This is a genomic window from Stutzerimonas sp. NM35 (assembly GCF_054604355.1).
In genome coordinates, this window is record NZ_CM137728.1 from 2,403,028 (window position 1) to 2,426,815 (window position 23,788).

At 64.2% G+C, this 23,788-nt stretch carries 17 protein-coding genes; 9 read left to right on the forward strand and 8 right to left on the reverse strand.

Features of this window, described 5'->3' with window-relative positions:
* Positions 1-18: 18 nt before the first annotated feature.
* The 4 genes from ACYCFC_RS11175 (at position 19) to ACYCFC_RS11190 (ending at position 2,713) form a co-directional block, all read left to right on the forward strand.
* Positions 19-888: a LysR family transcriptional regulator gene (locus ACYCFC_RS11175; RefSeq protein WP_459651641.1), complete on the forward strand. Its 870-nt coding sequence runs from the start codon at positions 19-21 to the stop codon at positions 886-888.
* A gap of 147 nt (positions 889-1,035) precedes the next feature.
* Positions 1,036-1,524 (forward strand): MarR family winged helix-turn-helix transcriptional regulator, encoded by a 489-nt coding sequence (locus ACYCFC_RS11180; protein WP_459651642.1) that lies wholly within the window; start codon positions 1,036-1,038, stop codon positions 1,522-1,524.
* Positions 1,521-2,279, forward strand: coding sequence for a class I SAM-dependent methyltransferase (locus ACYCFC_RS11185; RefSeq protein ID WP_459651643.1), 759 nt, complete (start codon positions 1,521-1,523; stop codon positions 2,277-2,279). Before ACYCFC_RS11180 ends, ACYCFC_RS11185 begins: the two co-directional genes overlap by 4 nt.
* Positions 2,276-2,713: a thioesterase family protein gene (locus tag ACYCFC_RS11190; RefSeq protein WP_459651644.1), complete on the forward strand. Its 438-nt coding sequence runs from the start codon at positions 2,276-2,278 to the stop codon at positions 2,711-2,713. Before ACYCFC_RS11185 ends, ACYCFC_RS11190 begins: the two co-directional genes overlap by 4 nt.
* Here the strand turns inward: ACYCFC_RS11190 and rarD are convergent.
* From rarD to fadD1, 4 genes are all read right to left on the reverse strand, one after another.
* Complete coding sequence (gene rarD, locus ACYCFC_RS11195) at positions 2,710-3,603, reverse strand: EamA family transporter RarD (RefSeq protein WP_459651645.1); 894 nt, start codon at positions 3,601-3,603, stop codon at positions 2,710-2,712. The two genes, ACYCFC_RS11190 and rarD, sit on opposite strands and share 4 nt — an antisense overlap.
* Before the next feature lie 158 nt (positions 3,604-3,761).
* Positions 3,762-7,802 carry an ATP-dependent RNA helicase HrpA gene (gene hrpA, locus ACYCFC_RS11200; protein WP_459651646.1) on the reverse strand — a complete coding sequence of 1,347 codons (4,041 nt, stop codon included), beginning with the start codon at positions 7,800-7,802 and terminating at the stop codon, positions 3,762-3,764.
* Positions 7,803-7,890: 88 nt separating this feature from the next.
* The gene (locus ACYCFC_RS11205) at positions 7,891-9,576 is read right to left on the reverse strand and encodes a methyl-accepting chemotaxis protein (RefSeq protein ID WP_459651647.1); all 1,686 of its coding nucleotides are present in this window, start codon (positions 9,574-9,576) and stop codon (positions 7,891-7,893) included.
* A 286-nt stretch (positions 9,577-9,862) separates the two neighbouring features.
* On the reverse strand, positions 9,863-11,551 hold the full coding sequence (gene fadD1 / locus ACYCFC_RS11210) for a long-chain-fatty-acid--CoA ligase FadD1 (protein ID WP_459651648.1): 1,689 nt from the start codon (positions 11,549-11,551) through the stop codon (positions 9,863-9,865).
* A gap of 489 nt (positions 11,552-12,040) precedes the next feature.
* Between fadD1 and ACYCFC_RS11215 the strand changes: the two genes are divergently transcribed.
* Positions 12,041-12,511: a MaoC family dehydratase gene (locus tag ACYCFC_RS11215; protein WP_181083605.1), complete on the forward strand. Its 471-nt coding sequence runs from the start codon at positions 12,041-12,043 to the stop codon at positions 12,509-12,511.
* Positions 12,512-12,921: 410 nt separating this feature from the next.
* Here ACYCFC_RS11215 and ccoM read toward each other — a convergent pair whose 3' ends face one another.
* The 3 genes from ccoM to ACYCFC_RS11230 all read right to left on the reverse strand — a co-directional run bounded on the left by ccoM (position 12,922) and on the right by ACYCFC_RS11230 (position 13,719).
* Entirely contained in the window at positions 12,922-13,032 is a 111-nt protein-coding gene (ccoM, locus tag ACYCFC_RS11220; protein WP_037023259.1) for a cytochrome c oxidase subunit CcoM, read from the reverse strand.
* A gap of 178 nt (positions 13,033-13,210) precedes the next feature.
* Positions 13,211-13,375 (reverse strand): hypothetical protein, encoded by a 165-nt coding sequence (locus ACYCFC_RS11225; RefSeq protein ID WP_459651649.1) that lies wholly within the window; start codon positions 13,373-13,375, stop codon positions 13,211-13,213.
* Positions 13,376-13,422: 47 nt separating this feature from the next.
* Positions 13,423-13,719, reverse strand: coding sequence for an aspartate-semialdehyde dehydrogenase (locus ACYCFC_RS11230; protein ID WP_459651650.1), 297 nt, complete (start codon positions 13,717-13,719; stop codon positions 13,423-13,425).
* 234 nt (positions 13,720-13,953) lie between these two features.
* Here ACYCFC_RS11230 and rapA point away from each other — a divergent pair, with 234 nt between their 5' ends.
* Positions 13,954-16,803: an RNA polymerase-associated protein RapA gene (gene rapA, locus ACYCFC_RS11235; RefSeq protein WP_459651651.1), complete on the forward strand. Its 2,850-nt coding sequence runs from the start codon at positions 13,954-13,956 to the stop codon at positions 16,801-16,803.
* Between the two features lie 66 nt (positions 16,804-16,869).
* Here the strand turns inward: rapA and ACYCFC_RS11240 are convergent, their stop codons facing one another.
* Positions 16,870-21,186 (reverse strand): DEAD/DEAH box helicase, encoded by a 4,317-nt coding sequence (locus ACYCFC_RS11240; protein WP_459651652.1) that lies wholly within the window; start codon positions 21,184-21,186, stop codon positions 16,870-16,872.
* Between the two features lie 123 nt (positions 21,187-21,309).
* Here ACYCFC_RS11240 and ACYCFC_RS11245 point away from each other — a divergent pair, with 123 nt between their 5' ends.
* From ACYCFC_RS11245 to egtB, 3 genes are all read left to right on the forward strand, one after another.
* Positions 21,310-21,621, forward strand: coding sequence for a hypothetical protein (locus ACYCFC_RS11245; RefSeq protein ID WP_181083425.1), 312 nt, complete (start codon positions 21,310-21,312; stop codon positions 21,619-21,621).
* Between the two features lie 14 nt (positions 21,622-21,635).
* On the forward strand, positions 21,636-22,331 hold the full coding sequence (locus ACYCFC_RS11250) for an SDR family oxidoreductase (RefSeq protein ID WP_181083427.1): 696 nt from the start codon (positions 21,636-21,638) through the stop codon (positions 22,329-22,331).
* A 162-nt stretch (positions 22,332-22,493) separates the two neighbouring features.
* Positions 22,494-23,786 carry an ergothioneine biosynthesis protein EgtB gene (gene egtB / locus ACYCFC_RS11255; RefSeq protein WP_459651653.1) on the forward strand — a complete coding sequence of 431 codons (1,293 nt, stop codon included), beginning with the start codon at positions 22,494-22,496 and terminating at the stop codon, positions 23,784-23,786.
* The last annotated feature ends 2 nt before the right edge of the window (positions 23,787-23,788 follow it).

Below are 23,788 nucleotides of genomic sequence, written 5' to 3' on the forward strand. Positions count from 1 at the left end.
GAATGGCGAGCATGACCCATGACCTTCCAGGACCTGCAGATCGACTGGTTGAAGTGTTTCGTTGCCGTGGTGGATGCCGGCTCGCTGTCCGGCGCGGCGCCCCATGTGCATCGCTCCCAATCGGCAGTCAGCATGCAACTCAGGAAGCTCGAAACCGCCTTGGGCTGTCAGTTGCTGCTGCGCGGCCCCCGGCAGCACCGGCTCACTCCGCAAGGGCAGTTGCTGCTGGGCTATGCGCGGCGGATGCTCGACCTGCATGCCGAAACCCAGGCCGCCTTTCATGGGGAAGAGCTGAGTGGCCGCATCCGCCTGGGCGTCCCGGATGACTATGCCGAGCGCTACCTCACGCCGGTGCTCAAGCGCTTCGCACCTCACCATGGCGCGGTGGAGATCGAGCTGGACTGCGAGCAATCGACCTCGCTGATTCCCCGTATCGAGCGCGGTGAACTCGACCTGGCGCTGGTGTCACGGGAGCACTCCCGCCACGGCACCCTGCTGTTCCACGAGCCGATGGTGTGGGTCGGTGCCGCCCAGTTCCAGCTCTGGCGGCGCGACCCGCTGCCCATCGCCGTCTACGAAGAAACCAGCCTGGCCCGGCGTAGCGCCATCCATTCGCTGGCGCTGCAGGGGCGTCGCTACAAGGTGGTGTACAACAGCTCCAGCCTGGCGGGCCAGATCGCAGCGGTCGAAAGCGGCCTGGCCATCGCCGCGCTGACCCGCTGCAGCGCACCGCCGCACCTGGACATCCTCGGCAGCGACCAGGGCCTGGGAGTGCTTGAGCCGATGGAAGGCGCGGTATACCGAAGCCGCGCCTCGCAAGGCTCCAAGGCCGTGGACAGCCTGCACGATCTGCTGATCAGGACGCTGAGGCTTTCGGGTACGCCGTGAAAACGCCATCGAATGCGCGACGTTGGAACCTTGCCCATTTTTGCCGCACTCCCCCCTGCCTCAGCAGAGCCAATCCTGTTCAGCAGCCCGGCTTGCAAATTACATTAGCTCTAATGTAATTTGCCGCCCAGTGTCGGAGAAGCTGCCATGAACAGAAAAAACGAGCCCGGCCTGGGCGAACTGCTGCGTTACGTATCGGAGCTGGTAGAGCTTGGCGCCGAGGAGCATTACCAGCAGATGGGCCTGAACTACCGCGCGCGTTATACCCCCGTGCTGCGGGCCATCCGCTCGGGCGCGCAGACGGTTACGGAAATCACCGCGCACACCCGCCTGACCCAGGGCGCCATCAGCCAGACAGTCGGCCAGATGGAGGCTGACGGGGTGATTTCCCGCCAGCGCTGCGAAGATGGCCGCAAGAGCGTTATCCGCCTGACGCCCAATGGAGAGCAGCTGGTGGCGAGGCTGGACTCGCACTGGAGCGCGACCTTCGAGGTCATCGGGCAGCTCGAAGAGGAAATCGGCCACCCGCTGCGCCAGGTGCTGGCGGATACGGCAAGCGCCCTGGAGCAGCGGAGGTTCTCCCAGCGCCTGATCGACATCAAGCGAAGCCTCGCAGCCGGAGCTTCCCAACCATGAATAACCCCACCGCGGAACTGAAGAACTGGTTCGATCAGGGTGGGCAGGCCTATGCGCGCTTCAGGCCCGAATATCCGCCGGAACTTGCGGCCTGCCTGGCCTCGCTGGCTCCCGATACGGCGCTGGCTGTCGATGTCGGCTGTGGCAACGGGCAACTGACCAGGCACCTTGCCGCACATTTCAGCGCGGTGGCCGGGTTCGATCCAAGCGAGGACCAGATCGCCCACGCCGCACCGCAGGAGAACATCGACTATGGCTGCGCCCCGGCCGAAAACCTTCCGCTCCCGAGCCACAGCGCCAGCCTGATCACCGCCGCCCAGGCGGCGCACTGGTTCGACCTGCCCAGGTTCTATGCCGAGGCGCGCCGGGTAGCGGCGCCGAACGCGATCCTGGCGCTGATCAGCTATGGCGTGCTGCGTCTGAACGGCGAACTGGATGCCCGTTTCGAGCATTTCTACTGGCACGAGATCGGCCCGTACTGGCCCGCCGAGCGCAAGCTGGTGGACAGCGGCTACTCGACCCTCGACTTTCCCTTTACCGAGCTGCAAGGCCCTTCGATAGCCATTCACCTGGAGTGGCGCCTCGAAGAGTTCCTCGGCTACATCTCGACCTGGTCGGCGGTGCGCAGCGCCAGGGAAGCCGGGCGCGAGGAACTGCTGCATCGATTCGCCACCGACATCGCCAGGCAATGGGGCGACCCCGCGACCCGACACTCGATCACCTGGCCCATCAACATGAGGATTGGACGACTATGAGCAACCTGCACCCCGCGCCACTTTCAGTGGGGCTGACCCACAGCGAAACCCTCGTCGTGGCTGAACGGCACACGGTTCCCCAGGTGGAGCCGAGCTGGTCGGGCTTCGCCGACATGCCGCCGGTGCTGGCCACCGCGATGATGATCGGTTTCATCGAGCAGACCTGCATCGAAGGACTGCGCCCGTTTCTCTCGACGGCGCAACGCACGGTGGGCATCCATGTCGATGTCAGCCACGTCGCCGCGACGCCGGTCGGGATGAAGGTCACGGCGAACGTCGAACTCACCGCCATCGAGGGCAAGGCGCTGGTGTTCAGGGTGGAATGCCGGGACGAAAGCGGGGTCATCGGCGAAGGCACTCATCGCCGCGCGATCATCGACCTGCAGCGGTTCGTCCAGCGCCTGGAGGAAAAAGCGGGCCGGACTGGCAGCTAGGTCCGCGACCGCCCCAACGCCCTCCCCCCCTCCACCACCAGCACCACGATCGCCAGCCAGATCGCGCCGTAGGTCAGCCATTGATCCGGCGCGATGCTTTCGCCGAGCAGCAGCGCCACGACCACCAGCAGCACCGGCTCGACGTAGCTGAGCAGGCCGAACAGGCCGAGATCGAGCAGCTTGCCGGCGATGATCATCAGGGCCAGCGCCAGAGCGCTCAGGGTACCCAGCCCGACGATCAGCAGGGCCAGTTTCGGACTAGCGACAACCTGTTGCAGGGTGCCGGTGTCGGCCAGGGCGAAGGTGGCGGCGACCGGCAGGCTGATGAGGAGATCGAGCAAGAGGCCGCCGAGATTGGCGGTGCCGACCCAGCGGCGCAGGGCGAAGTAGCAGGGATAGCCGAGGGCGACCGCCAGCACCGGCCAGGACAGCGACGAGGCCAGCAGCAGCTCGTTGCCGACGCCAATCGCCGCCAGCACGCAGGCCAGGCGCTGCAAGCGGCTGATCGCCTCGCCGAAGACCAGCCGCCCGGTCAGCACCAGGGTCAGCGGCAGCAGAAAGTAGCCAAGGGAAACGTCCAGTCCGTGGCCATTGATCGGCGCCCACATGAACAGCCAGAGCTGCATTCCGACCAGCGCCGAGGACAGCGGCAATACGAGCCATAGCCGCGGCTCGGCGGTCAGGCGCGCAAGAATCTGGCGCACCTCGCCCCAGCGCCCGAAGCCCAGGAGCAGCAACGCCAGGCAAGGCGCGGTGAGCAGGATGCGCCAGCCGTAGATCTGCTGGCCATCCAGCGGTTCGAGCAGCGAGGTGTAGTAGTACAGCGTGGCGAAGAGCACCGAGGCCCCGATCGAACTGGCCACGCCCGGCAGACTGTTACGGCTTTGCATGCAAGATTCCAGATTCACAACGTCTTTGTTACGCATTCAGCCGTCCACGGGTTTACGGCATCCCCGCAAGGGCTGGCTCCGCCACGACTCATATTCCGTAGGGCCGAATTCATTCGGCACGGAGTGCACTGGCCGAACGAGTTCGGCCCCACAACCGGCTAAGGCTCGACCTGCGCCCACTGCTTGTTCAAGCGCTTGTCCGACACCGGCATCTTCGTCCCGAGCTGCTGCGCCCAGAGCGAGACGCGGTATTCCTCCAGCATCCAGCGGTACTGGACCAGCTCCGGGTCGCGCTTGCCTTCCTGCTGGTGCTTTTTCAGGCGGGCCTGGTACTGCTCCCAATAGCCAGCCAGCTCACCGGACCATACCCGATCACGCTGCAATTGGGCGCCGATCTTCTCGAAGCGCTGTTCGATGGCCTTGAGATAACGCGGATATTCCCTGAGCCATTCGCCGGGTGTTTCGCGGACGAAGCCGGGATAGACGAGGTTGCCCAGCTGCGCCTTGATATCGTTGAGCGCCACCGCCTGGGCCAGGTCTATCTTGCCCTTGAAGCGCTTCTGCAGGCCGTGCCAGTGTTTGAGGATCTCCAGCACCAGGCGCGCCAGGCGCTCGGCGTGATCACTCCAGCCACCGCGCTTTTTCTCGGCAAGCGAGGCCAGGGCGGCGCCGTCGCGGGGCAAGTGGGCTTCATCGTCGAGGATGCAGCTGTCCAGGCTGGCCAGCAGGATGTCTTCCACCAACGCATCGACCTTGCCCATGTCGCGATACAGCAGGCCCAGCTCGGTCAGTCCCGGCAGCTTGCTGCGCAGGTACTTGGCAAGCTCGGCCAGTTGCTGCAGCAGCAGGCGTTGCAGTGCGCGGCGATGCTGCCAGTCGGCTTCGGCCTGGGTCGGGAAGCGGCCTTCCTTGACTACCCCACCCTCTTCCACCAACGCCGGGTAGACGGTCATGGACAGCCCGGCCATCTTCGCCTGGGCTTTTTGCGCCACCTGGGCGAAGCCCTTGGCCTCCACCGGCTTCTGCTCGGCTTTCTGCTGCGGCGGGGCCAGTGCGGCCTGGCTGGCCTCATTGAAACGCGCGGTGAGCTCGGCCAGATCGCGCCCTTCGCCGAGGAACTTGCCACGCGCATCCACCACCTCGATGTTCATCTTCAGGTGTTCATCGAGCCCGGCGGCAGCCTCGGCCCAGGCTTCGTCGGTTACACGGGCGCCGGTCATGCGCAGCAATTCGCGACCGAGCGCCTCGGGCAACGCACCGTCACCGAAGCTGATCTTGCCCAGCGCCGCACCGACGAAATCCGGCACCGGCACGAAGTTCTTGCGCATCGCCTTGGGCAGGTTGCGCACCAGCGCCACCGCCTTGGCCTCGATCAGCCCAGGTACCAGCCAGTCCAGCCGCTCGCGGCGTAGTTGCGGCAACAGCGGCGCGGGCACACGCAGGGTCACACCGTCGCGCGGGTGGTTGGGTTCGAAGTGGTATTCGAGCGGCAGTTGCAGCTCGCCGATACGCAGATGGTCGGGGTATTGTGCGGCGGTGATTTCGCTGGCCTCGCGGGCGAGCACGTCTTCCTCGCGCATGATCAGCAACTGCGGGTTGTTCACGCTTTCGCGCTTGTACCAGTTGTCGAAACTTGCGGTCTGGTAGATGTCCGCCGGCAGTCGCGCGTCGTAGTAACCGAACAGGGTTTCCTCATCGGCGAGAATGTCGCGCCGGCGCGCCTTGGCTTCCAGCTCGTCCATGCGCGCCAGCAGTTCGCGGTTGGCGGCAAGTGCTTTGGCGCGGCTGCTGATATCGCCGCGCACCAATCCCTCGCGAATAAAGAGTTCGCGGGCCGTGGGCGGGTCGACCGGGCCGTAATGCACCGGGCGCTTGCCGACCACGATCAGGCCGTAGAGCGTGACCTGTTCGTAGGCCACCACCTGGCCGCGCTTCTTCTCCCAGTGCGGCTCGAAGTGGTTCTTCTTGATCAGGTGCCCGGCCAGGGGCTCAATCCAGTCCGGCTCGATCTTCGCCACCATGCGTGCGAACAGCTTGGTGGTTTCCACCAGTTCGGCGGCCATCACCCAGCTGGGTTTCTTGCGCCCGATGACGCTGGACGGGTGCACCCAGAAGCGCCGCTGGCGCGCGCCGAGAAAATCCCCCTCTTCAGTCTTGTGACCGACCTGGCTGAGCAGGCCAGCGAGGATCGCCTTGTGCACGGCGGCGTAGCCCTTGGCCTTTTGCGCAGCTTCGCTGGCCTCCGCCTGCTGGCGGAGGAGGACGTTGACCTTTGTATCGGTGGTCGGCGTGATTTGCTCGGCACTTGCTTTTCGGCCCTTGGCGGGTGAAGGCACAGCAGCTTCCACGGCCTTGCCCGCGCCAAGTTTGAGTTCACGCACGATCAGCAGCAGCTGCCGGTGGGCGTCACGCCACTCACGAAGGCGCAGGTAGTTGAGGAAGTTCTTACGGCACCAACTGCGCAGCGCACCGGAGCCCAGCTCCTGGCGCTTTTCCTCGAAGCCGCGCCAGAGGTTGATCAGCGCGGCAAAGTCCGAGTCAGGGTCCTTCCACTGCGCATGCGCCTGGTCGGCCTGCTGCTGGCGATCCGCCGGACGCTCGCGCACGTCCTGCACGGAAAGCGCGCTGGCGACGATCAGCACCTCCGTCAGGCTGCCCTGCTGCGCGGCTTCCAGCAGCATGCGACCGAGGCGTGGGTCGATGGGCAGGCGCGCCAGTTGCCGACCGAGCGGCGTCAGCTGGTTCTCGCGGCTGACCGCCGAAAGCTCCTGCAACAGGTTGAAGCCGTCGCTGATGGCCTTGCCATCCGGCGGTTCGATGAAGGGGAAGTCCTGAATGTCGCCCAGCCGCAGATGGAGCATCTGCAGAATGACCGCAGCCAGGTTGGTACGCAGGATTTCCGGATCGGTGAATTCGGGGCGAGAGAGAAAATCCTCCTCGCTGTACAGGCGGATGCAGATACCCGGCTCGACCCGCCCGCAACGGCCCTTGCGCTGGTTGGCGCTGGCCTGTGACACCGCCTCGATGGGCAGGCGCTGAACCTTGGCGCGGTAGCTGTAGCGGCTGATGCGCGCGGTGCCGGAGTCGATCACGTAGCGGATGCCCGGCACGGTCAGCGAAGTTTCCGCGACGTTGGTGGCCAACACGATCTTGCGCCCGGCGGCGGGCCGGAAGATGCGCTGCTGCTCGGCAGGACTCAGGCGGGCATACAGCGGCAGCACCTCGGTAAAACGCAGATTGGCCTTGCGCAGCACCTCGGCGGCGTCGCGAATTTCGCGCTCGCCGGGCAGAAACACCAGTACGTCTCCGGGGCGCTTGCCGATGGATCGCTCGTGAGCCTCGATCTCATCGAGCGCGGCGAGGATGCCCTGATCGACAGTCAGATCGTCCTCGACGCGGTTGCCGTCCTCGTCGGTCTCGGCGGCCAAGGGTCGATACCAGGTCTCCACCGGATAGGTGCGCCCGGAGACCTCGATGATCGGTGCATTATCAAAATGCTTGGAAAAACGCTCCAGATCGATGGTCGCCGAGGTGATGATGACCTTCAGATCGGGCCGGCGCGGCAGCAGCGTCTTGAGGAAGCCCAGCAGGAAGTCGATGTTCAACGAGCGCTCGTGGGCCTCGTCGACGATGATCGTGTCGTACTTCTCCAGGAAGCGGTCGTGCTGGGTCTCGGCCAGCAGAATGCCGTCGGTCATCAGTTTGATCAGCGTGCTGTCGGTGCTCTGGTCCTCGAAACGCACCTGATAGCCCACCAGCTCGCCCAGCGGCGTACCGATTTCCTCAGCGACACGCATGGCAACGCTGCGCGCGGCCAGCCGGCGCGGTTGGGTGTGGCCGATCAGACCGTGTACGCCGCGACCGATTTCCAGGCAGATCTTCGGCAGTTGAGTGGTTTTGCCCGAGCCGGTTTCACCGGCGATCACCAGCACCTGATGCTTTTCCAGCGCAGCCTTGATCTCGTCGCGCTTGGCGGCGATGGGCAAGGCATCATCGTAGCGGATGGCGGGCACGCTCTGTCGGCGCGCCTCGACCTTGGCCGCCGAGGTCTGGAAGCGCTCCAGCCACTGGGCGAGTTTGCCCTCGTCCGGTTTCTTGCGCAGCTCGTGCAACTGCCGGCGCAGGCGATGGCGGTCGGCGTTGAAGGCTTGGTCGAGGTTCTTGAACAGGGTGTCGAAAGCGGGCGTTGCGTCGGTCATGGACAGCCGTGGGGCAATTCGTGAAGGACGCGATTGTCGCATACTGCCGGGGCCGAGCGTTCGGCCCCGGAAGCGCCATCGGCAAGGATCAGATACGGAACTGACCCACCACGCGCTGGAGGTTTTCCGCCAGCGCGTTGAGTTCGCGGGAGGTGTGCGCGCCCTGGGCGGCGTCTCTGGCGACACCATCAACGGCATCGGCAATGTGGTGCACGCTGCGGTTGATCTCTTCGGCCACGGCGGTCTGCTCCTCGGCAGCGCTGGCGATCTGGGCGTTCATCGAGTTGATGGTGCCGATCAGCGCGGCGATGGCGTCCAGCGACTCGCCGGCCTGGTTGGCCTGGGCCTGGCTGGCCTCACCCTTTTCCCCCGTACGCAGCATGGTCGCCACGCTGTGGCTGGTAGCGCTCCGCAGACGGTCGATCATGCCCTGAATTTCTCCGGTGCTCTGCTGGGTGCGGCTGGCCAGCGCGCGCACCTCGTCGGCGACCACGGCGAAACCACGCCCGGCCTCGCCAGCCCGCGCCGCCTCGATGGCTGCGTTGAGCGCCAGCAGGTTGGTCTGCTCGGCGATGGCGCGGATCACGTCGAGCACTCCGACGATACCCTGCACATCCTGCTGCAGGCCTTGCAGCGATTCACCACTGCCACGCAATTCGCCGACCAGCTCGTGGATCTGCTCGATACTGCTGTCGACCACGCGCTTGGCTGCGAGCCCCTGCTGATCGGTCTCGCGCGCGGCCTCGGCGGCACGCTGGGCACTCATGGCGACTTCGCTGGCAGCAGCGGACATCTCGTTGATCGCGGTAGCCACCTGGTCGGTCTCGTGGCGCTGGCTTTCCATGGCCTGCTCGGAACGATGGGCCTGCTCGGCCACGGCGCCCACCAATCCGGCGAGCTGGGTGGTGGTGCCAGCCACCTGCTGCACCAGGACGTGGATTTTCGCGACGAAACGGTTGAACGACGCTGCCAGGTCACCCAGCTCATCCGTGCTGGTAACCGGCAGGCGCTGGGTCAGATCGCCGTCGCCGGCAGCCATGTCGTCGAGGTTACGCTTGATCAGCAGCAGCGGGCGCAGCAATGCGTTGCTCATCATCAGCACCAGCAGTCCCATCAGCGCCAGCAGCGCGGCCGCCGAGCCCAGCATGATCATCACCAGCGCATCGATCCGCGCCTGGAACTCCGCACGCGCCGCCTGCACGTCACGCTCGACGCCGTCGAGGTTGAGCGCGGTGCCGAAGACCATGTCCCACTTGGGTAGATGCAACGAGTAGCCCACCTTGGGCACGATGACCTTGTCCGCGCCGAGCAGGAAGCTGTAGCGAACGTAATGGCTGCCATCCATGCCGGCGCGGACCAGTTCGCGAATGGGGTAGCGGCCTTCGGCGTCCTGAAAACCGTAGAAGCTCTCGCCGATGCGATCACCGGTGTTGCCCTGGAAAATACGCAAGGTCTTGCTGTCGTAGCCCCAGAAGTAGCCTTCCGTGCCGTAGTTCAGTTCCTGCAGCACGGCGACGGCCTTGGCGCGGGCGTCCAGATCCATCGCGGCAGAGGCTTCGTAGATCGGCTTGATGGCGTTGTAGCCGATGTCCACGTAGTGCTTGAGCTCGGCCTGTCGATCCCGGATCAGGCTGTCACGTGTTTGCGCCTCCTGCTCCTCGGCAAGGAGCTGAAGCCTTTGAACGCTAATGGCACTGAGCAGGATCGCCAGCAGCAGGATAGGCCCAAGGGCCAACAGCAGGAGTTTCGTTCGGAGGCGCAGGCTCGCAAGCATATCGTCTATTCCTAAAGCAACCATCGACCGGCGCGGACGAAGGTATCGGGATGTCGGGGAACGCTTGTCGGCAGCGGCTACGGCTTCTTTACCCTGGCAAGGAGAAAAACCTCTAGAACGGGCCTCACAGCCCTGTTCCGACCTGCAGGCAGACGCGGACCGGCGGTCCGGCTCGTACATTTTCCGTGCCGCATGAACGCCAACGCCCCGATGATTATCGGGGCGCTGTGGTTGCCGCTGGCTCAGCCGGTTGCCTGCGTGCCGCCGGGAATCGGCGGATAGGCGGTCACTTCTTGCCGAGCTTGCGCAACTCCTCGTCACGCAGTTCGCGGCGCAGGATCTTGCCGACGTTGGTCGTCGGCAGGCTGTCACGAAACTCGACGGCCTTGGGCCGTTTGTAGCCGGTCAGGTTGTCATGCATGTGCTGCATCACCTGCTCCCTGGTCAGGCTCTCGCCGGGCTTGACCACGATGAACACCTTGATCGCCTCGCCGGATTTCTCGTCCGGGACGCCAATCGCGGCGCATTGCAGCACACCCGGCAGGGTCGCAAGCACGTCTTCCAGCTCGTTGGGATACACATTGAAGCCGGACACCAGAATCATGTCCTTCTTGCGGTCGACAATACGGATGTAGCCGTCTTCCTGAATCAGGCCAATGTCGCCGGTCTTGAACCAGCCGTCAGCGTCGAGCACTTCGTCGGTGGCTTCCTGCCGCTGCCAGTAACCCTTCATCACCTGTGGACCCTTGATACACAGTTCGCCGATCTCGCCCAGCGGCAGGTCCTGACCGTCATCGCTGATGACCTTGAAGCGGGTCGAAGGCACCGGGATGCCGATGGTGCCGATCTGGATGTGCTCGATCGGGTTGACCGAGGCCGCCGGGCTGGTTTCGGTCAGGCCATAGCCTTCACAGATGGCGCAGCCGGTAACCTGCTTCCAGCGCTCGGCAGCGGCCAGCTGCAGCGCCATACCGCCCGACAGCGTGATCTTGAGTCCGGAGAAGTCCAGTTTCTGGAAATCCTGGTTATTGCACAGGGCCACGAACAGGGTATTGAGCCCAACGAAACCTGTGAAGCGGTACTTCGACAGGTCCTTGACCATCGACGGCAGATCGCGTGGGTTGGTGATGAGGATGTTGTGATTGCCGATCAGCATCATCGCCATGCAATGGAAGGTGAAGGCGTAGATGTGGTAGAGCGGCAGCGGCGCGATGAGGATCTCGCTGCCCTCGTTCAGGTTCGAACCCATCAGCGCCCGGCATTGCAGCATGTTCGAGACGATATTGCTGTGAGTCAGCATCGCACCCTTGGCCACGCCGGTGGTGCCGCCGGTGTATTGCAGCACGGCGATGTCGTCGCGGGCCGGATTGGCCTCCTGCGGGGTCTTGCCACGCCCAAGCGCCAGAGCGTCGTTGAACCTGACCGCTTTCGGCAGGTTGTAGGGCGGCACCATCTTTTTCACATGCTTGATCACGGCATTGACCAGCAGGCGTTTGAAGGTCGGCAGCATGTCGCCGACTTCGGTGATGATGACGTGCCTGATACCGGTCTTGGGCAATACGCTTTCGGCCAGGTGCGCCATATTGGCCAGGCAGAGCAGTGCCTTGGCACCGGAATCGTTGAACTGATGCTCCATCTCGCGAGCGGTGTACAGCGGGTTGGTGTTGACCACGATCAGGCCAGCACGCATGGCGCCGAACACGACGACGGGGTACTGCAGCAGGTTGGGCAGCTGGACGGCAATGCGGTCGCCCGGCTGCAGGTCGGTGTGCTGCTGGAGATAGGCGGCGAATTCGCCGGACAGCCGGTACAGCTCACCGTAGGTCAAAGTCATGCCGAGGTTGCTGAAAGCCGGCTTGTCTGAGAAACGCTCGCAGGACTGCTTGAGCACAGCCTGGATGTTCTGGTATTCGCCGGAATTGATTTCGCTTTCGACCCCGACAGGATACTTATCCTTCCAGAAGTTCTCGGTCATGACCCCACTCCTAAGCGACAGCTTTCTGCGCATGGCAGCTATTTTGTTGTGATTTGTTAATTTTGCGCCATTAAAACGGGCAAAAAGTGGGGCGAGGTTAGCAGCTTTAAAACTGTCCGAACAGCGTCCGGAATATAGAAAATCGACATAAAGTGACCAACAAGAAGAGAACAGTCATTGGCTTCCTGAATGACCGGCTCCGCCAAAACAAGGCTTGATGGCTGACCGGGGGAGCTGGATCACTGTCGTGAATCTTGCATCAGGGCTGGCGCTGCGCCTCTTGGCAGCCAGGCGAAGGGAGGCTCGTCAAACAGGTCGAACGCCTGAATCTCGTCTCCCTGCACGACAGTGCTCTGAGGACAAGATCGCAGCATGCCTCTAGAATGCGACCGCCATCTTATATGTTGCGGTCGCTTCGGCGCGCTCATGCCCTACCGGACCGGCAGGCAGCACCCCGCAGCGATCCGGCCCTACACCCGAGGAAACATGATGACCACCATCAGCAACACGCCCTATGCCGCTCTGGAAGTCGGTCAGACGGCACAATACGAAAAAACCGTCGAGGAGCGGGATATCCAGCTGTTCGCGGCCCTGTCGGGTGACCGTAATCCGGTGCATCTGGATGCGGAATATGCCGCTGGCACCCTGTTCAAGGACCGTATCGCCCACGGCATGCTCAGCGGCGCGCTCATCAGTGCCGCAGTGGCTTGCACCCTGCCAGGACCGGGCACCATCTACCTGGGCCAGACGATGAGCTTCGTCAGACCGGTGAAGATCGGCGATACCATCACCGTCCGTATCGAGATCCTCGAAAAGCTGCCCAAGAACCGCGTGCGCATCGCAACCAACGTATTCAACCAGAACGATGAACTGGTCGTGGAAGGCGAAGCACAAGTGCTGGCGCCGCGCCGGGCGGAAACCGTCGAGCTGAAGGAGCTGCCGCCGATCAGCTTCGGCTGATAGCCCGTCGCGACTTGAAGAGGAGCGCCGCCCGACCGCTCCCACGACATGCACGTCCGAACGTGTGGGAGACTCTATGTTCCCCTTCAAGCAGTACATAAGGGGCGATAGATCTTCCACAGGCGGTTCATCTTATCGGGTAGGTCGGGTCACGCTTCACCGACCCAACGGGCGAGCAGCCAGACGCGATTAGATGTTGAGCGGTCAGATATGGATGGTCGCATTACACCGTCGGATCGTCGGATTACGCCTTCGGCTAATTCGACCTGCGACAGCCTGCGCTTCGGATAGACGCAGAACGCCCTGGCCAGCCAGGACATCGATCTTCCCGCCATTGTCGAAAAAGCGAACGAAAAAAAGGGCGACCTAAGTCGCCCAAATGCCTTGCGTGCTCTGTTGCACCAGCCGGATCAGCGCTTCTTTTGCGCATCCCGCCAGATGAAATATCCGAAGCCCCCGAGGAAGACGACCATCAGGCCGACTGTGACAACCCCGGCGAGCACCACATTATCGACGAACATGATTACCTTCCTCCAAACCGTTGTGCTTGTCCGATGGCTGCACGTTACTCCGCTGAGCGGATAAAAAATTGACCGATGTCAATAGGCGCAAAGCCTTGGAACACAGGCGCCACGCAAGCTGACCTGGATCAAGAAAACAGGGGTATCGGAGGGATGTTGCGAGAGGGTAACAACACTTTTACGAACGCTTCTTCGGCTTGCCTCTGGCTTTCTTCTTCGGCTTGCCCAGCGGCAACGCCTGCTCGAAAGCCTGGCGCATCTCCTCAAGGCGCTTGTCCTTGATGTCGTGAATACGCTTTTCACGCTCTGCGCTGAAATCGATCAGCTTTACTTCACTGCTCATAAGACTGACTCGCGTTCCGGCTACCAGGTGTCTTCAATAATACTGCTTCAGACTTGTACATCGACCCAGAGCCCCTGACGTGGCAGCTCGCCGAGTGCCTGCTGATCCTCTTCGGCGGTTTCGCCTTCGGCCAGTTCCTCTGCCGTATAGCCACGCCGCTGACGCCGACGCTGCTCGTCGCGCTGCATCTGTTCAGCCTCCTGATGATGTCGGCGATCCAGTTCCACCTCGCTTTCCTTGACGCTCGGTTCCACCGGTGTGACAGGCGCGATATCCGGACGCGGCTTGACCACGTCTTGCTGGGCATTGACTTGAACGACTCCGGCTGGGATGACTGGCAGCATCTTCGCTCTCCGTGCAGCATGACCGGCCCGTGCCTGAACAGAGCCCGTACCGATTGATCGGCTGAACCGCCGACGACTTTAACCGCAAGACTACACTGCCTTTGGGTCAGTTCCCGTTTCATCATCCTGCAGCGAAACGGAAATGGGCTCCTGCCTTGATTCGTCGGCATCTATCGTCGCTCTGGCGGCAGTGTTCCGTTACCATAGCGCGCTTTTTTCACAGCGGGAGGCAGCATGGCGCAGCAGTATCTACCGGGGCAACGCTGGATCAGCGACAGCGAAGCGGAACTCGGTCTGGGAACCATCCTGACGCTGGACGGGCGGATGCTCACCGTGCTCTATCCGGCCACCGGCGAAACCCGTCAATATGCGGCCCGCAGCGCCCCGCTGACCCGCGTGCGCTTCGTCCCCGGCGATGAAGTCACCCATTTCGAAGGCTGGAAGATGACCGTGCGCGAGGTCGACGACGTCGACGGCCTGCTGGTCTATCACGGCCTGACCGCGCAGAACGAAGCCCGCACCCTGCCGGAAACCCAGCTGTCCAACTTCATCCAGTTCCGCCTGGCCAGTGATCGCCTGTTCGCCGGGCAGATCGATCCGCTGAACTGGTTCAAGCTGCGTTACCACACGCTGGAAAACCAGAGCAAACAACTAACTTCCTCGCTGTGGGGGCTGGGCGGCGTGCGTGCGCAACCCATCGCGCATCAGTTGCATATCGCCCGCGAAGTCGCCGACCGCATCGCCCCGCGCGTGCTGCTGGCCGACGAAGTGGGCCTGGGCAAGACCATCGAAGCCGGCCTGGTAATCCATCGTCAGTTGCTCTCCGGTCGCGCCAAGCGGGTACTCATCCTAGTGCCGGAAAACCTCCAGCATCAGTGGCTGGTGGAAATGCGCCGCCGCTTCAACCTGGAAGTCGCGCTGTTCGACGACGAGCGCTTCATCGAGAGCGATGCCAGCAATCCCTTCGAGGACACCCAGCTGGCGCTGGTCTCTCTGGAATGGCTGAAGGACGACGAGCGCGCCCAGGACGCCGCCTTCGCTGCCGGCTGGGACCTGCTGGTGGTGGACGAGGCGCATCACCTGGTCTGGCACCCGGAAAACGCCAGTGCCGAATACCAGTTGGTCGAACAGCTGGCCGAGGTGATTCCCGGCGTATTGCTGCTGACCGCCACCCCGGAACAGCTGGGCCAGGAAAGCCATTTCGCCCGCCTGCGCCTGCTCGACCCGAACCGTTTCCATGACCTGGAAGCCTTCCGTGCCGAAAGCGCCAGCTACCAGCCGGTCGCCGAAGCCGTGCAGGAGCTGCTCGACGAGGGTCGGCTGTCCGAACGCGCTCATCAGACCATCCATGAATTCCTCGGTGCCGAAGGCGAAGCATTGCTGGCAGCGGCTACCGATGGCGACATCGACGCCAGTAGCCGGCTGATCCGCGAGCTGCTCGACCGCCACGGCACCGGACGCCTGCTGTTCCGCAACACCCGCGCCGCCGTGCGCGGTTTCCCCGAGCGCCAGCTGCATCCCTATCCGCTGCCCTGCCCAGCCGAGTATCTGGAGTTGCCGCTGGGCGATCGCGCCGAGCTGTACCCGGAAGTCGCCTTCCAGAGCCAGCAGGACGAGCCCGAGGCGCAGAACCGCTGGTGGACCTTCGATCCGCGCGTCGAGTGGCTGATCGACACGCTGAAGATGCTGAAGAAGTTCAAGGTGCTGGTCATCTGTGCCCACGCCGAGACCGCACTGGACCTGGAAGACGCCCTGCGCGTGCGCTCCGGCATTCCGGCCACGGTGTTCCATGAAGGCATGAGCATCCTCGAACGCGACCGCGCCGCCGCCTACTTCGCCGACGAGGAATTCGGCGCGCAGGTGCTGATCTGCTCGGAAATCGGCAGCGAAGGCCGCAACTTCCAGTTCGCCCACCATCTGGTGCTGTTCGATCTGCCGGCGCACCCGGACCTGCTCGAACAGCGCATCGGTCGTCTCGACCGCATCGGTCAGGCGCATGTCATCCAGTTGCATGTGCCCTACCTGGAAACCAGCCCGCAGGAACGCCTGTTCCAGTGGTACCACCAGGCGCTGAATGCCTTCCTCAATACCTGTCCAACCGGCAACGCCCTGCAGCATCAGTTCGGTCCGCGCCTGCTGAGCCAGCTGGAAGAAGGCGACGACGACGAATTCGGCCAGCTGATCGAAGAGGCCCGTGTCGAGCGCGAACGCCTGGAAGCCGAGCTGCATGCCGGTCGCGACCGCTTGCTGGAACTCAACTCCGCCGGTGGCGAACAGGGCGCCGCGCTGGTCGAAGCCATCGAGGAACAGGACGACCAGTTCGCCCTGCCGATCTATATGGAAGAGTTGTTCGACGCCTTCGGCATCGACAGCGAGGACCATTCCGAGAACGCCCTGATCCTGCGCCCCAGCGAGAAGATGCTGGATGCCAGCTTCCCGCTCGGCGACGACGAAGCCGTGACCATCACCTACGACCGTGAGCAGGCGCTGGCCCGCGAGGACATGCAGTTCCTCACCTGGGAACACCCCATGGTGCAGGGCGGCATGGACCTGGTGCTGTCCGGCTCCATGGGCAACACCGCCGTGGCGCTGATCAAGAACAAGGCACTCAAACCCGGCACCGTGCTGCTGGAACTGCTGTTCGTCAGCGAAGTGGTGGCGCCGCGTGCGCTGCAGCTCAATCGCTTCCTGCCGCCGCTGGCGCTGCGCTGCCTGCTCGATTCCAACGGCAACGACCTGGCCCCCAAGGTTGCCTTCGAAACTCTCACCGACCAGCTGGAAAGCGTGCCGCGGGCCAGCGCCAACAAGTTCGTGCAAGCCCAACGCGACGTGCTGGCGGTGCAGATTTCCGATGCCGAAGCCAAGATCGCCCCGCGTCACAGCGAGCGCGTGGCCGAAGCACAGCGCCGGTTGAAAGCCAGCCTCGATGAAGAACTGGCGCGCCTGACCGCGCTGCAGGCGGTCAACCCCAGCGTGCGTGACAGCGAAATCGAGGCCCTGCGCAAGCAGCGTGAAGAAGGTCTGGCGATGCTGGAGAAAGCGGCGCTGCGCCTGGAGGCGATTCGCGTGCTGGTCGCAGGCTGATTCGTCCCGCGAGAAGAAAGGCCGGCTGCGAGTGATCGCAGCCGGCCTTTTCGTTTCGCCTCGGCGCTAGCGCCGCGCCATCGCCAGCAGTTGCCGCGCCTTGCGCTGATCGTCTTCATCCAGTTCAGCCAGCAGTTCAGGCTTGCCGGCGATCAGTAATCCCAGCGGTGCACCGTCGCGATAGAGCACGCGATTGCCAGCCACTGCCGGCACGCGCTCACCAGGCAGCAAGGTACCGACCTGATTGAGCGGATCGACTGCCGAGACGGCGATCATTTCGCCCGTCAGTGGCCGCTTGCGTACCTCGCGCAGCAGGCCGACCGCCTCCGGTAAAGCGAACTGTTCGCCCGGCACGCCCGCAACGAAGCGCCCGCCGCGAATCTCGCCACGCGCTTCGAGCCGGTGGTAGACGCGCAGCAGCTCACGCCAGGGCGGCAGCCAGTCCGCCTCGCGATCCAGCAATCGCCAGAACACCACGCCGTAGCGGCGCAGCAGGGTCATGGCGATGTGTTCCAGCGCTTCTGAATCGAGCGCAGCCGAGCGCGGCATGGCCGTTTCGACCGGCGCCCTCGTACCCTTGCGAACCAGTGCCCAGCGCCCCGCATCGGCCATGCCGCCGATAAAGGCGCCGCCACGACTCTGCCGAGCACTGCGTGAACGCTTGGCGGCGGGCGCCAGCAAGGCGCGCAGACCGGCGAAGCTGTCGGCGTTGACCAGCCCGACCGCGACCAGCTCACCGAGCGCATCTTCCAGTTCGCTGCGCAGCAGATGCGCATCCTGCCGCAGCTCATCGAAGAACAACGCGCCCTGCCCCTGCAGCGTCTCGAAGACCCGCTGCGCCCGCGACGAAAGCTCCGGCTGCGGCGCGTCGCCAGCCAGCGCGTACCAGGCCGCGAGATGCCGGCGCGGCAACAGCACGATGGGCGTGCCGCGTACCGGGCCGCTGCTGGCTTTGACCCGCCCGGCCAGGCGTGTCCAGACGATGCGCCCGGCTTGGCAGAGTTCGTCCAGCCAGGTGCGACCGTAATCCTTCAACCGCGCAGGCAACAGGTCGCTCTCCCAGGCCCCGGCGGCGGCCTGAAAGCCTTCGAGCTGCTCGACCACCGTGCCGAGCGCGTCGCGGCCCTGCATTCGTGTCGCCTCGGACAGGTGCTGCCAGTCGAACAGAAAGCGCATGAAATCGGCGCGCTCCACCGGCTCGATCTCGCGGCGCAGGCGCTTGACCGTATAACGATGGATGCGCGCCAGCAAATGCCGCTCGCACCATTCGTCTTCGCTCGCACCGGGTGTGAAGCGACCACGCAATACATAACCTTCGGATTCCAGACGGATCAGGGCCTGGGCGACGGCCGAGGCCGGCAAGGCCAGCGGCCGGGTGATCAGCGAGACCGGCAAGGGTCCGAAGCCGGTCAGCCGCGCGCGTACCAGTTCCAGCACGGCATCGTCCTCGGCCGGCACTCCATCGAAGCCGGGCAACGGCTGCAAGACCGGCTCGTGTGACGCGCCCGGATAGATGGCCTGGCCAAGCGCGAGCCGTTCCAGCGGCAGCCAGAGCGCGCGCTCCTGCGCGATTCCCAGCCGGGTTGCGCGACCTCCCCGGGCCAGTTCATGCAGCCAGGCGAACCAATCCTGTTCGGCCAGCGCCTCGCTCTCGGCGATACCGCCGAGGCCGACCAGCGCCTCATGCAGTTCGTCCGGATTGCGCGCTTGCGGCCAGGCTTGCTCACGCACCGCTTCGATGGCGGCGGCATCCAGCGCGCCTAGATCGTCACTGGACTCGGGATCGGTCCAGCGTCGATTGAGCACCGCCTGGGTGCGGCGTTCTTCCAGCGGCGCATCGTCGAGAAAGGCATAGGGCCGTGCGCCAAGCACCTCCATGGCCAGCGGTGACGGCGCCGGCAGGTCACGCGCCAGCAGCTCGACTTCACCCGCCTCGATGCGCCGCAACAGTGCCAGCCAGCCTTCGCTGTCCATGGCCTCGTGCAGACAGTCATCCAGGGTCTGCGCCACCAGTGGATGCTCAGGAATCTCGCGTTCGCCGACGATGTTTTCCAGGCAGGCGACCTGATCGGGAAAGACGGTGGCAAGCAGGTCTTCGCTCTTCATCCGCTGTAGCTGCGGCGCCACCTTGCGCCCACCGGCCATGCGCGGCAGCGCCAGGGCTGTGGTGGCGTTCCAGCGCCAGCGCACGCCGAACAGCGGCGCGTCGAGCAATGCCTGGATCAGGACATGTTCAGCACTGCTGGAATGCAGATAACGCCAGACCTCTTCGAGCGGAAAACTGTGGCTGGTGGACAGCGAAAAGATGATCGCATCCTCGGTCGCCGCCGCCTGCAGCTCGAAGTTGAACGTGCGGCAGAACCGCTTGCGCAGGGCCAGGCCCCAGGCACGGTTGATCCGGCTGCCGTAGGGCGAATGAATGACCAGTTGGGTGCCGCCTGATTCGTCGAAGAAGCGCTCCATGATCAGCCGGCTTTGCGTCGGCAGCGCACCCAGCGCCGAGCGTGTACGGGCCAGGTATTCGACGATCTGCCGGGCGGCGGAGTCTGGCAGACCGAGGATGCCGGTTAGCCAGTCGATGGCGGGAGTCAGGTCCAGCGTATGCCCCAGCCGTTCCTCGACTGCCTCCCGCAGCCTCGCCACGGCTACCGACAACTCATCACTACGCCCCGGCGCCTCGCCGAGCCAGAACGGGATGTTCGGTGGCTGGCCCTGGGCATCCTCGACCCGGACCCGGCCAGGCTCGATCTTGAGGATGCGATAAGAAGTGTTGCCCAGCTGGAAGACGTCGCCGGCAAGGCTTTCCACCGCGAAATCTTCGTTCACCGTGCCGATGTTGAATGCCTGGGGTTCGAGCAGCACCGCATAGTCGGCGTTGTCGGCAATGGTGCCGCCCGACGTCAACGCGGTCAGGCGCCCGCCACGTCGGCCTCGTAGGCTGCGGCTGGCCAAGTCGCGGTGCAGATAGGCGCCGCGTGCACCGTGGCGGGTGGTGTAGCCTTCGGCGAGCATCGCCAGCAGCGCCTGGTAGTTCGCCTCGCTCAAATCGGTGTAGGGCATGGCGCGGTGGATCGACGCCAATAGCGCGTCCTCCTGCCACTCGCGGCACGACACCTCGGCGACGATCTGTTGCGCCAGCACGTCCAGCGGCGCCACGGGAATCGTCAGCGTATCCAGCTCGCCACGGCGCACACTGTCGAGCAAGGCGGCGCATTCGATCAGGTCGTCGCGCGAGCTGGGAAACAAACGGCCCCTGGAAATGCCGCCAACCTGGTGTCCGGCACGGCCAACGCGTTGTAGAAAGGCTGCTATAGAGCGCGGCGAACCCAGCTGGCAGACCAGCTCGACGTCACCGATATCGATGCCCAGTTCCAGCGAGGCGGTGGCCACCAATACCCGCAGCTCGCCACGCTTGAGCTTCTGCTCGGCATCCAGCCGCTGCTCACGCGCCAGGCTGCCGTGATGGGCGGCGACCACGGCATTGCCGAGACGCTCGCTCAGATGCCGCGCAGCGCGTTCGGCCATGCGCCGCGTATTGACGAAGACGAGTGTGGTCCGGTGTTCGCCGACCAGCGTCGCCAAGCGATCGTAGACCAGGTCCCACACCGCATTGCTCATTACCGCTTCCAGCGGCACCGGCGGCACCTCCAGTGCCAGGTCACGCGCACGACCGTGGCCGATATCGACGATTTCGCAGCGCCGCCCGGTGCCGGCCAGGAAGCCCGCTACCGCCTCGATGGGCTTCTGTGTGGCCGACAGCCCGATGCGCACCAGCGGTCGCCGGCACAACGCCTCCAGTCGTTCCAGCGACAAGGCCAGATGGCTGCCACGCTTGTTGCCGGCAATGGCATGGATCTCGTCGACGATCACGCTGTGCACTCCCGCAAGCATCTGCCGGCCAGAGTCGGAGCCCAGCAGCACATAGAGCGATTCCGGCGTCGTCACCAGAATATGCGGCACCCGCTTGCGCATCGCCGCCCGCTCGGCCTGCGGCGTATCGCCGGTGCGCACGGCGGTGCGGATCTGCAGCGCCGGCAGGCCAAGCTGCTCCAGTTCGGCGGATATTCCCCGCAACGGTTGTTCGAGATTCACATGGATATCGTTGGACAGCGCCTTGAGCGGCGAGACGTAAAGCACGGCTGTCTGGTCCGCCAAGCCGCCCTCGCCCAGACTCTGCCGGACCAGCTGATCGATCGCGGCGAGGAAGGCCGTCAGGGTCTTGCCCGAGCCGGTGGGCGCGGCGATCAATGTCGATTGGCCGGAACGAATCAAGGGCCAGGCGGCTATCTGAGCCGGTGTAGGCGAAGGAAAGCTGCGGCTGAACCAGCCAGCTACCGCTGGATGGAACGCGGTAACGGCATCGTGCACGGAAATTGTTTTCATGCATCTGAATATGCTGGCGCCACAGCGTGTCCACAAGGGCGCTCGACCGCAGCCCGTCGCCTGCTCGGAAACGGTCGCCCGCCCCGGCGGTCAACTTGAGACAGCCCGCCAATGGAGAGCACCATGAACGCCCAACCCCTGACACTCGACGATGCGATGCAGCTGGTCACCGAAGCCTTTCTGCCGTGCGGCTGCGTGACCAGCGCCAATCCGGACGACGACAGTTTCGGCTTTACCGTGATGTCCAGCAGCGGCGCCGAGATGCTGCGAGTGCCCAGCGTGCCGCGTGAGGAGTACAGCAGCGCACAGCGGCTCGGCAGCGTCATCGAGCAGGCGCGGCTCGACGTTGAAGACAAGGACCAGCGCCTCGAACCCTGGACCATGCCGGCACTGAGCGACGACACCGGCATTCCGGAAACCCCACCGAACTACTGAGGCTGGAGGTGACCATGAGCGATCCGGTTCTGCTGATCACCGGCGCATCCTCCGGAATCGGCGCGGCCACCGCACGGCTCGCCGCAGAAGCCGGGTATCGCGTTGCCCTGGCGGCACGCTCCGAGCACAAGCTCACGAAGCTGGTAAGCGAACTCGGTGGCCCGCAACGCGCGCTGGCGATCCGCTGTGACGTGAAGGAATACGCCGAACAACAGGCCATGGTGCGGCAGGTTCTGGAGCATTTCGGCCAGCTCGATGCGGTGTATGCCAATGCCGGTATCCCAGGCGGCGAAGGCGGCTTCAGCGGCGCCGACCCGGACGTCTGGCGCGACATGTTGCTTACCAACGTCTACGGCGTCGGCCTGACCCTGCGTTGCAGTATCGAGGCGCTCAAAGCCAGTCGCGGTCACTTGCTACTGACAGGTTCTGCCGCAGGCCGCTTCGTCATTCCCGGCTCGATGTACAGCGCCAGCAAATGGGCGGTGACCGGCATGGGCCTCAGCGTGCGCGAGGAATTGCGCGGCACGGGTGTGCGGGTCACCTTGATCGAGCCTGGCATGGTCGACACGCCGCTGTTCGACGAACCGCCGGCGTACGCGATGCAACCGGAGGACATCGGTCGGGCAGTGGTTTACGCGCTGTCGCAGCCGGCGCATGTGGATGTCAACGAAATGCTGATACGCCCTACCCCGCCAGTCGAAGAAGGCTAAGCCGGCGCCTCGATCAGGCTTTACATCACAGGCGAAGCGACGCCATTGCGGCGCGCTCGCATCAGCCTCGCAGAAACTTTTGCGCCTCGCTTCGGGTCGCTATAGAGGCGGTTTTCGACCGTTCCAGCATCGAACATCCGGGCATCGAACAGGGGAACGCCGATGGGCAATCTGGCAGCACAGCCAAACCAGCAACCGGCGCACGCCGAACCGGATCGCCTGCTGCAGCGCTTCCGGCAGGTACGCGCCGCCAGCGAAGCAATCTGCGCACCCTTGCAGATCGAGGATTACATCATCCAGAGCATGCCCGACGTCAGCCCGCCGAAATGGCACCTGGCGCACGTCAGCTGGTTCTTCGAGGCGTTCTTGCTCAAGCCTTATCTGGCGGGCTACAAGCCGCTCGACGCGGCCTATGACCACTTGTTCAATTCCTACTACGAAACCCACGGCACGCCATTTCCGCGGGCCCAGCGCGGGCTGATTTCGCGGCCCGGCGTGAACGACGTCTACCGCTTTCGCCATCACGTCGATCAGGCGCTGGGCGAGCTTCTGGCCAATCCTCCCCAGCAGCATGCCACTGAAATCCTGTGCCGGGTCGAGCTGGGGCTGGAGCATGAACAGCAGCATCAGGAGCTGCTGCTGATGGACATCAAGCACATCCTGGCGCAAAACCCCCTGCACCCGGTCTATCGCAACGATCTGAAGCCGGCACCGAGGCCGCAGAATGACCGCCTGCGCTGGCACGACTTTGGCGGCGGGGTACGCCATATCGGCCACGACGACAGCGGTTTCGCCTTCGATTGCGAGACACCGCGGCACCGGCAGTTCATCGAGGATTTCCAGCTGGCCGATCGACTGGTGAGCAATCGCGAATACCTGTCGTTCATCGCCGACGGCGGTTATGCGCGCAGTGAACTCTGGCTGTCCGACGGCTGGGCGCATATCCGTCAGCATGGCTGGAACGCCCCGCTGTATTGGCATCGCGACGACGGCGCCTGGTACGAAATGACCCTTGGCGGGCTACGACCGCTGGATATGGAGGCGCCGGTCTGCCACATCAGTTTCTATGAGGCGGACGCCTATGCCCGCTGGGCCTGCGCCCGACTGCCCACCGAAGCCGAGTGGGAAGTGGCCGCCAGCGACCTGCCCCGACAGGGCAACTTCCTTGAAAACGATCACCTGCAGCCCGTTGCCGCTGCGCCCGGCGAAGGGCCGGCGCAGCTGTTCGGGGATGTCTGGGAATGGACGGCCAGCGCCTACCGGCCCTATCCCGGCTTCCGCCCACTGGAAGGCAGCCTGGGCGAGTACAACGGCAAGTTCATGTCCGGGCAGATGGTGCTGCGCGGCGGTTGTTGCGCCACACCGCTGGCACATATTCGCGCCACCTACCGCAACTTTTTCCAGCCGGCCATGCGCTGGCAATTCGCCGGGCTACGCCTGGCCAGGGAGCTATGACG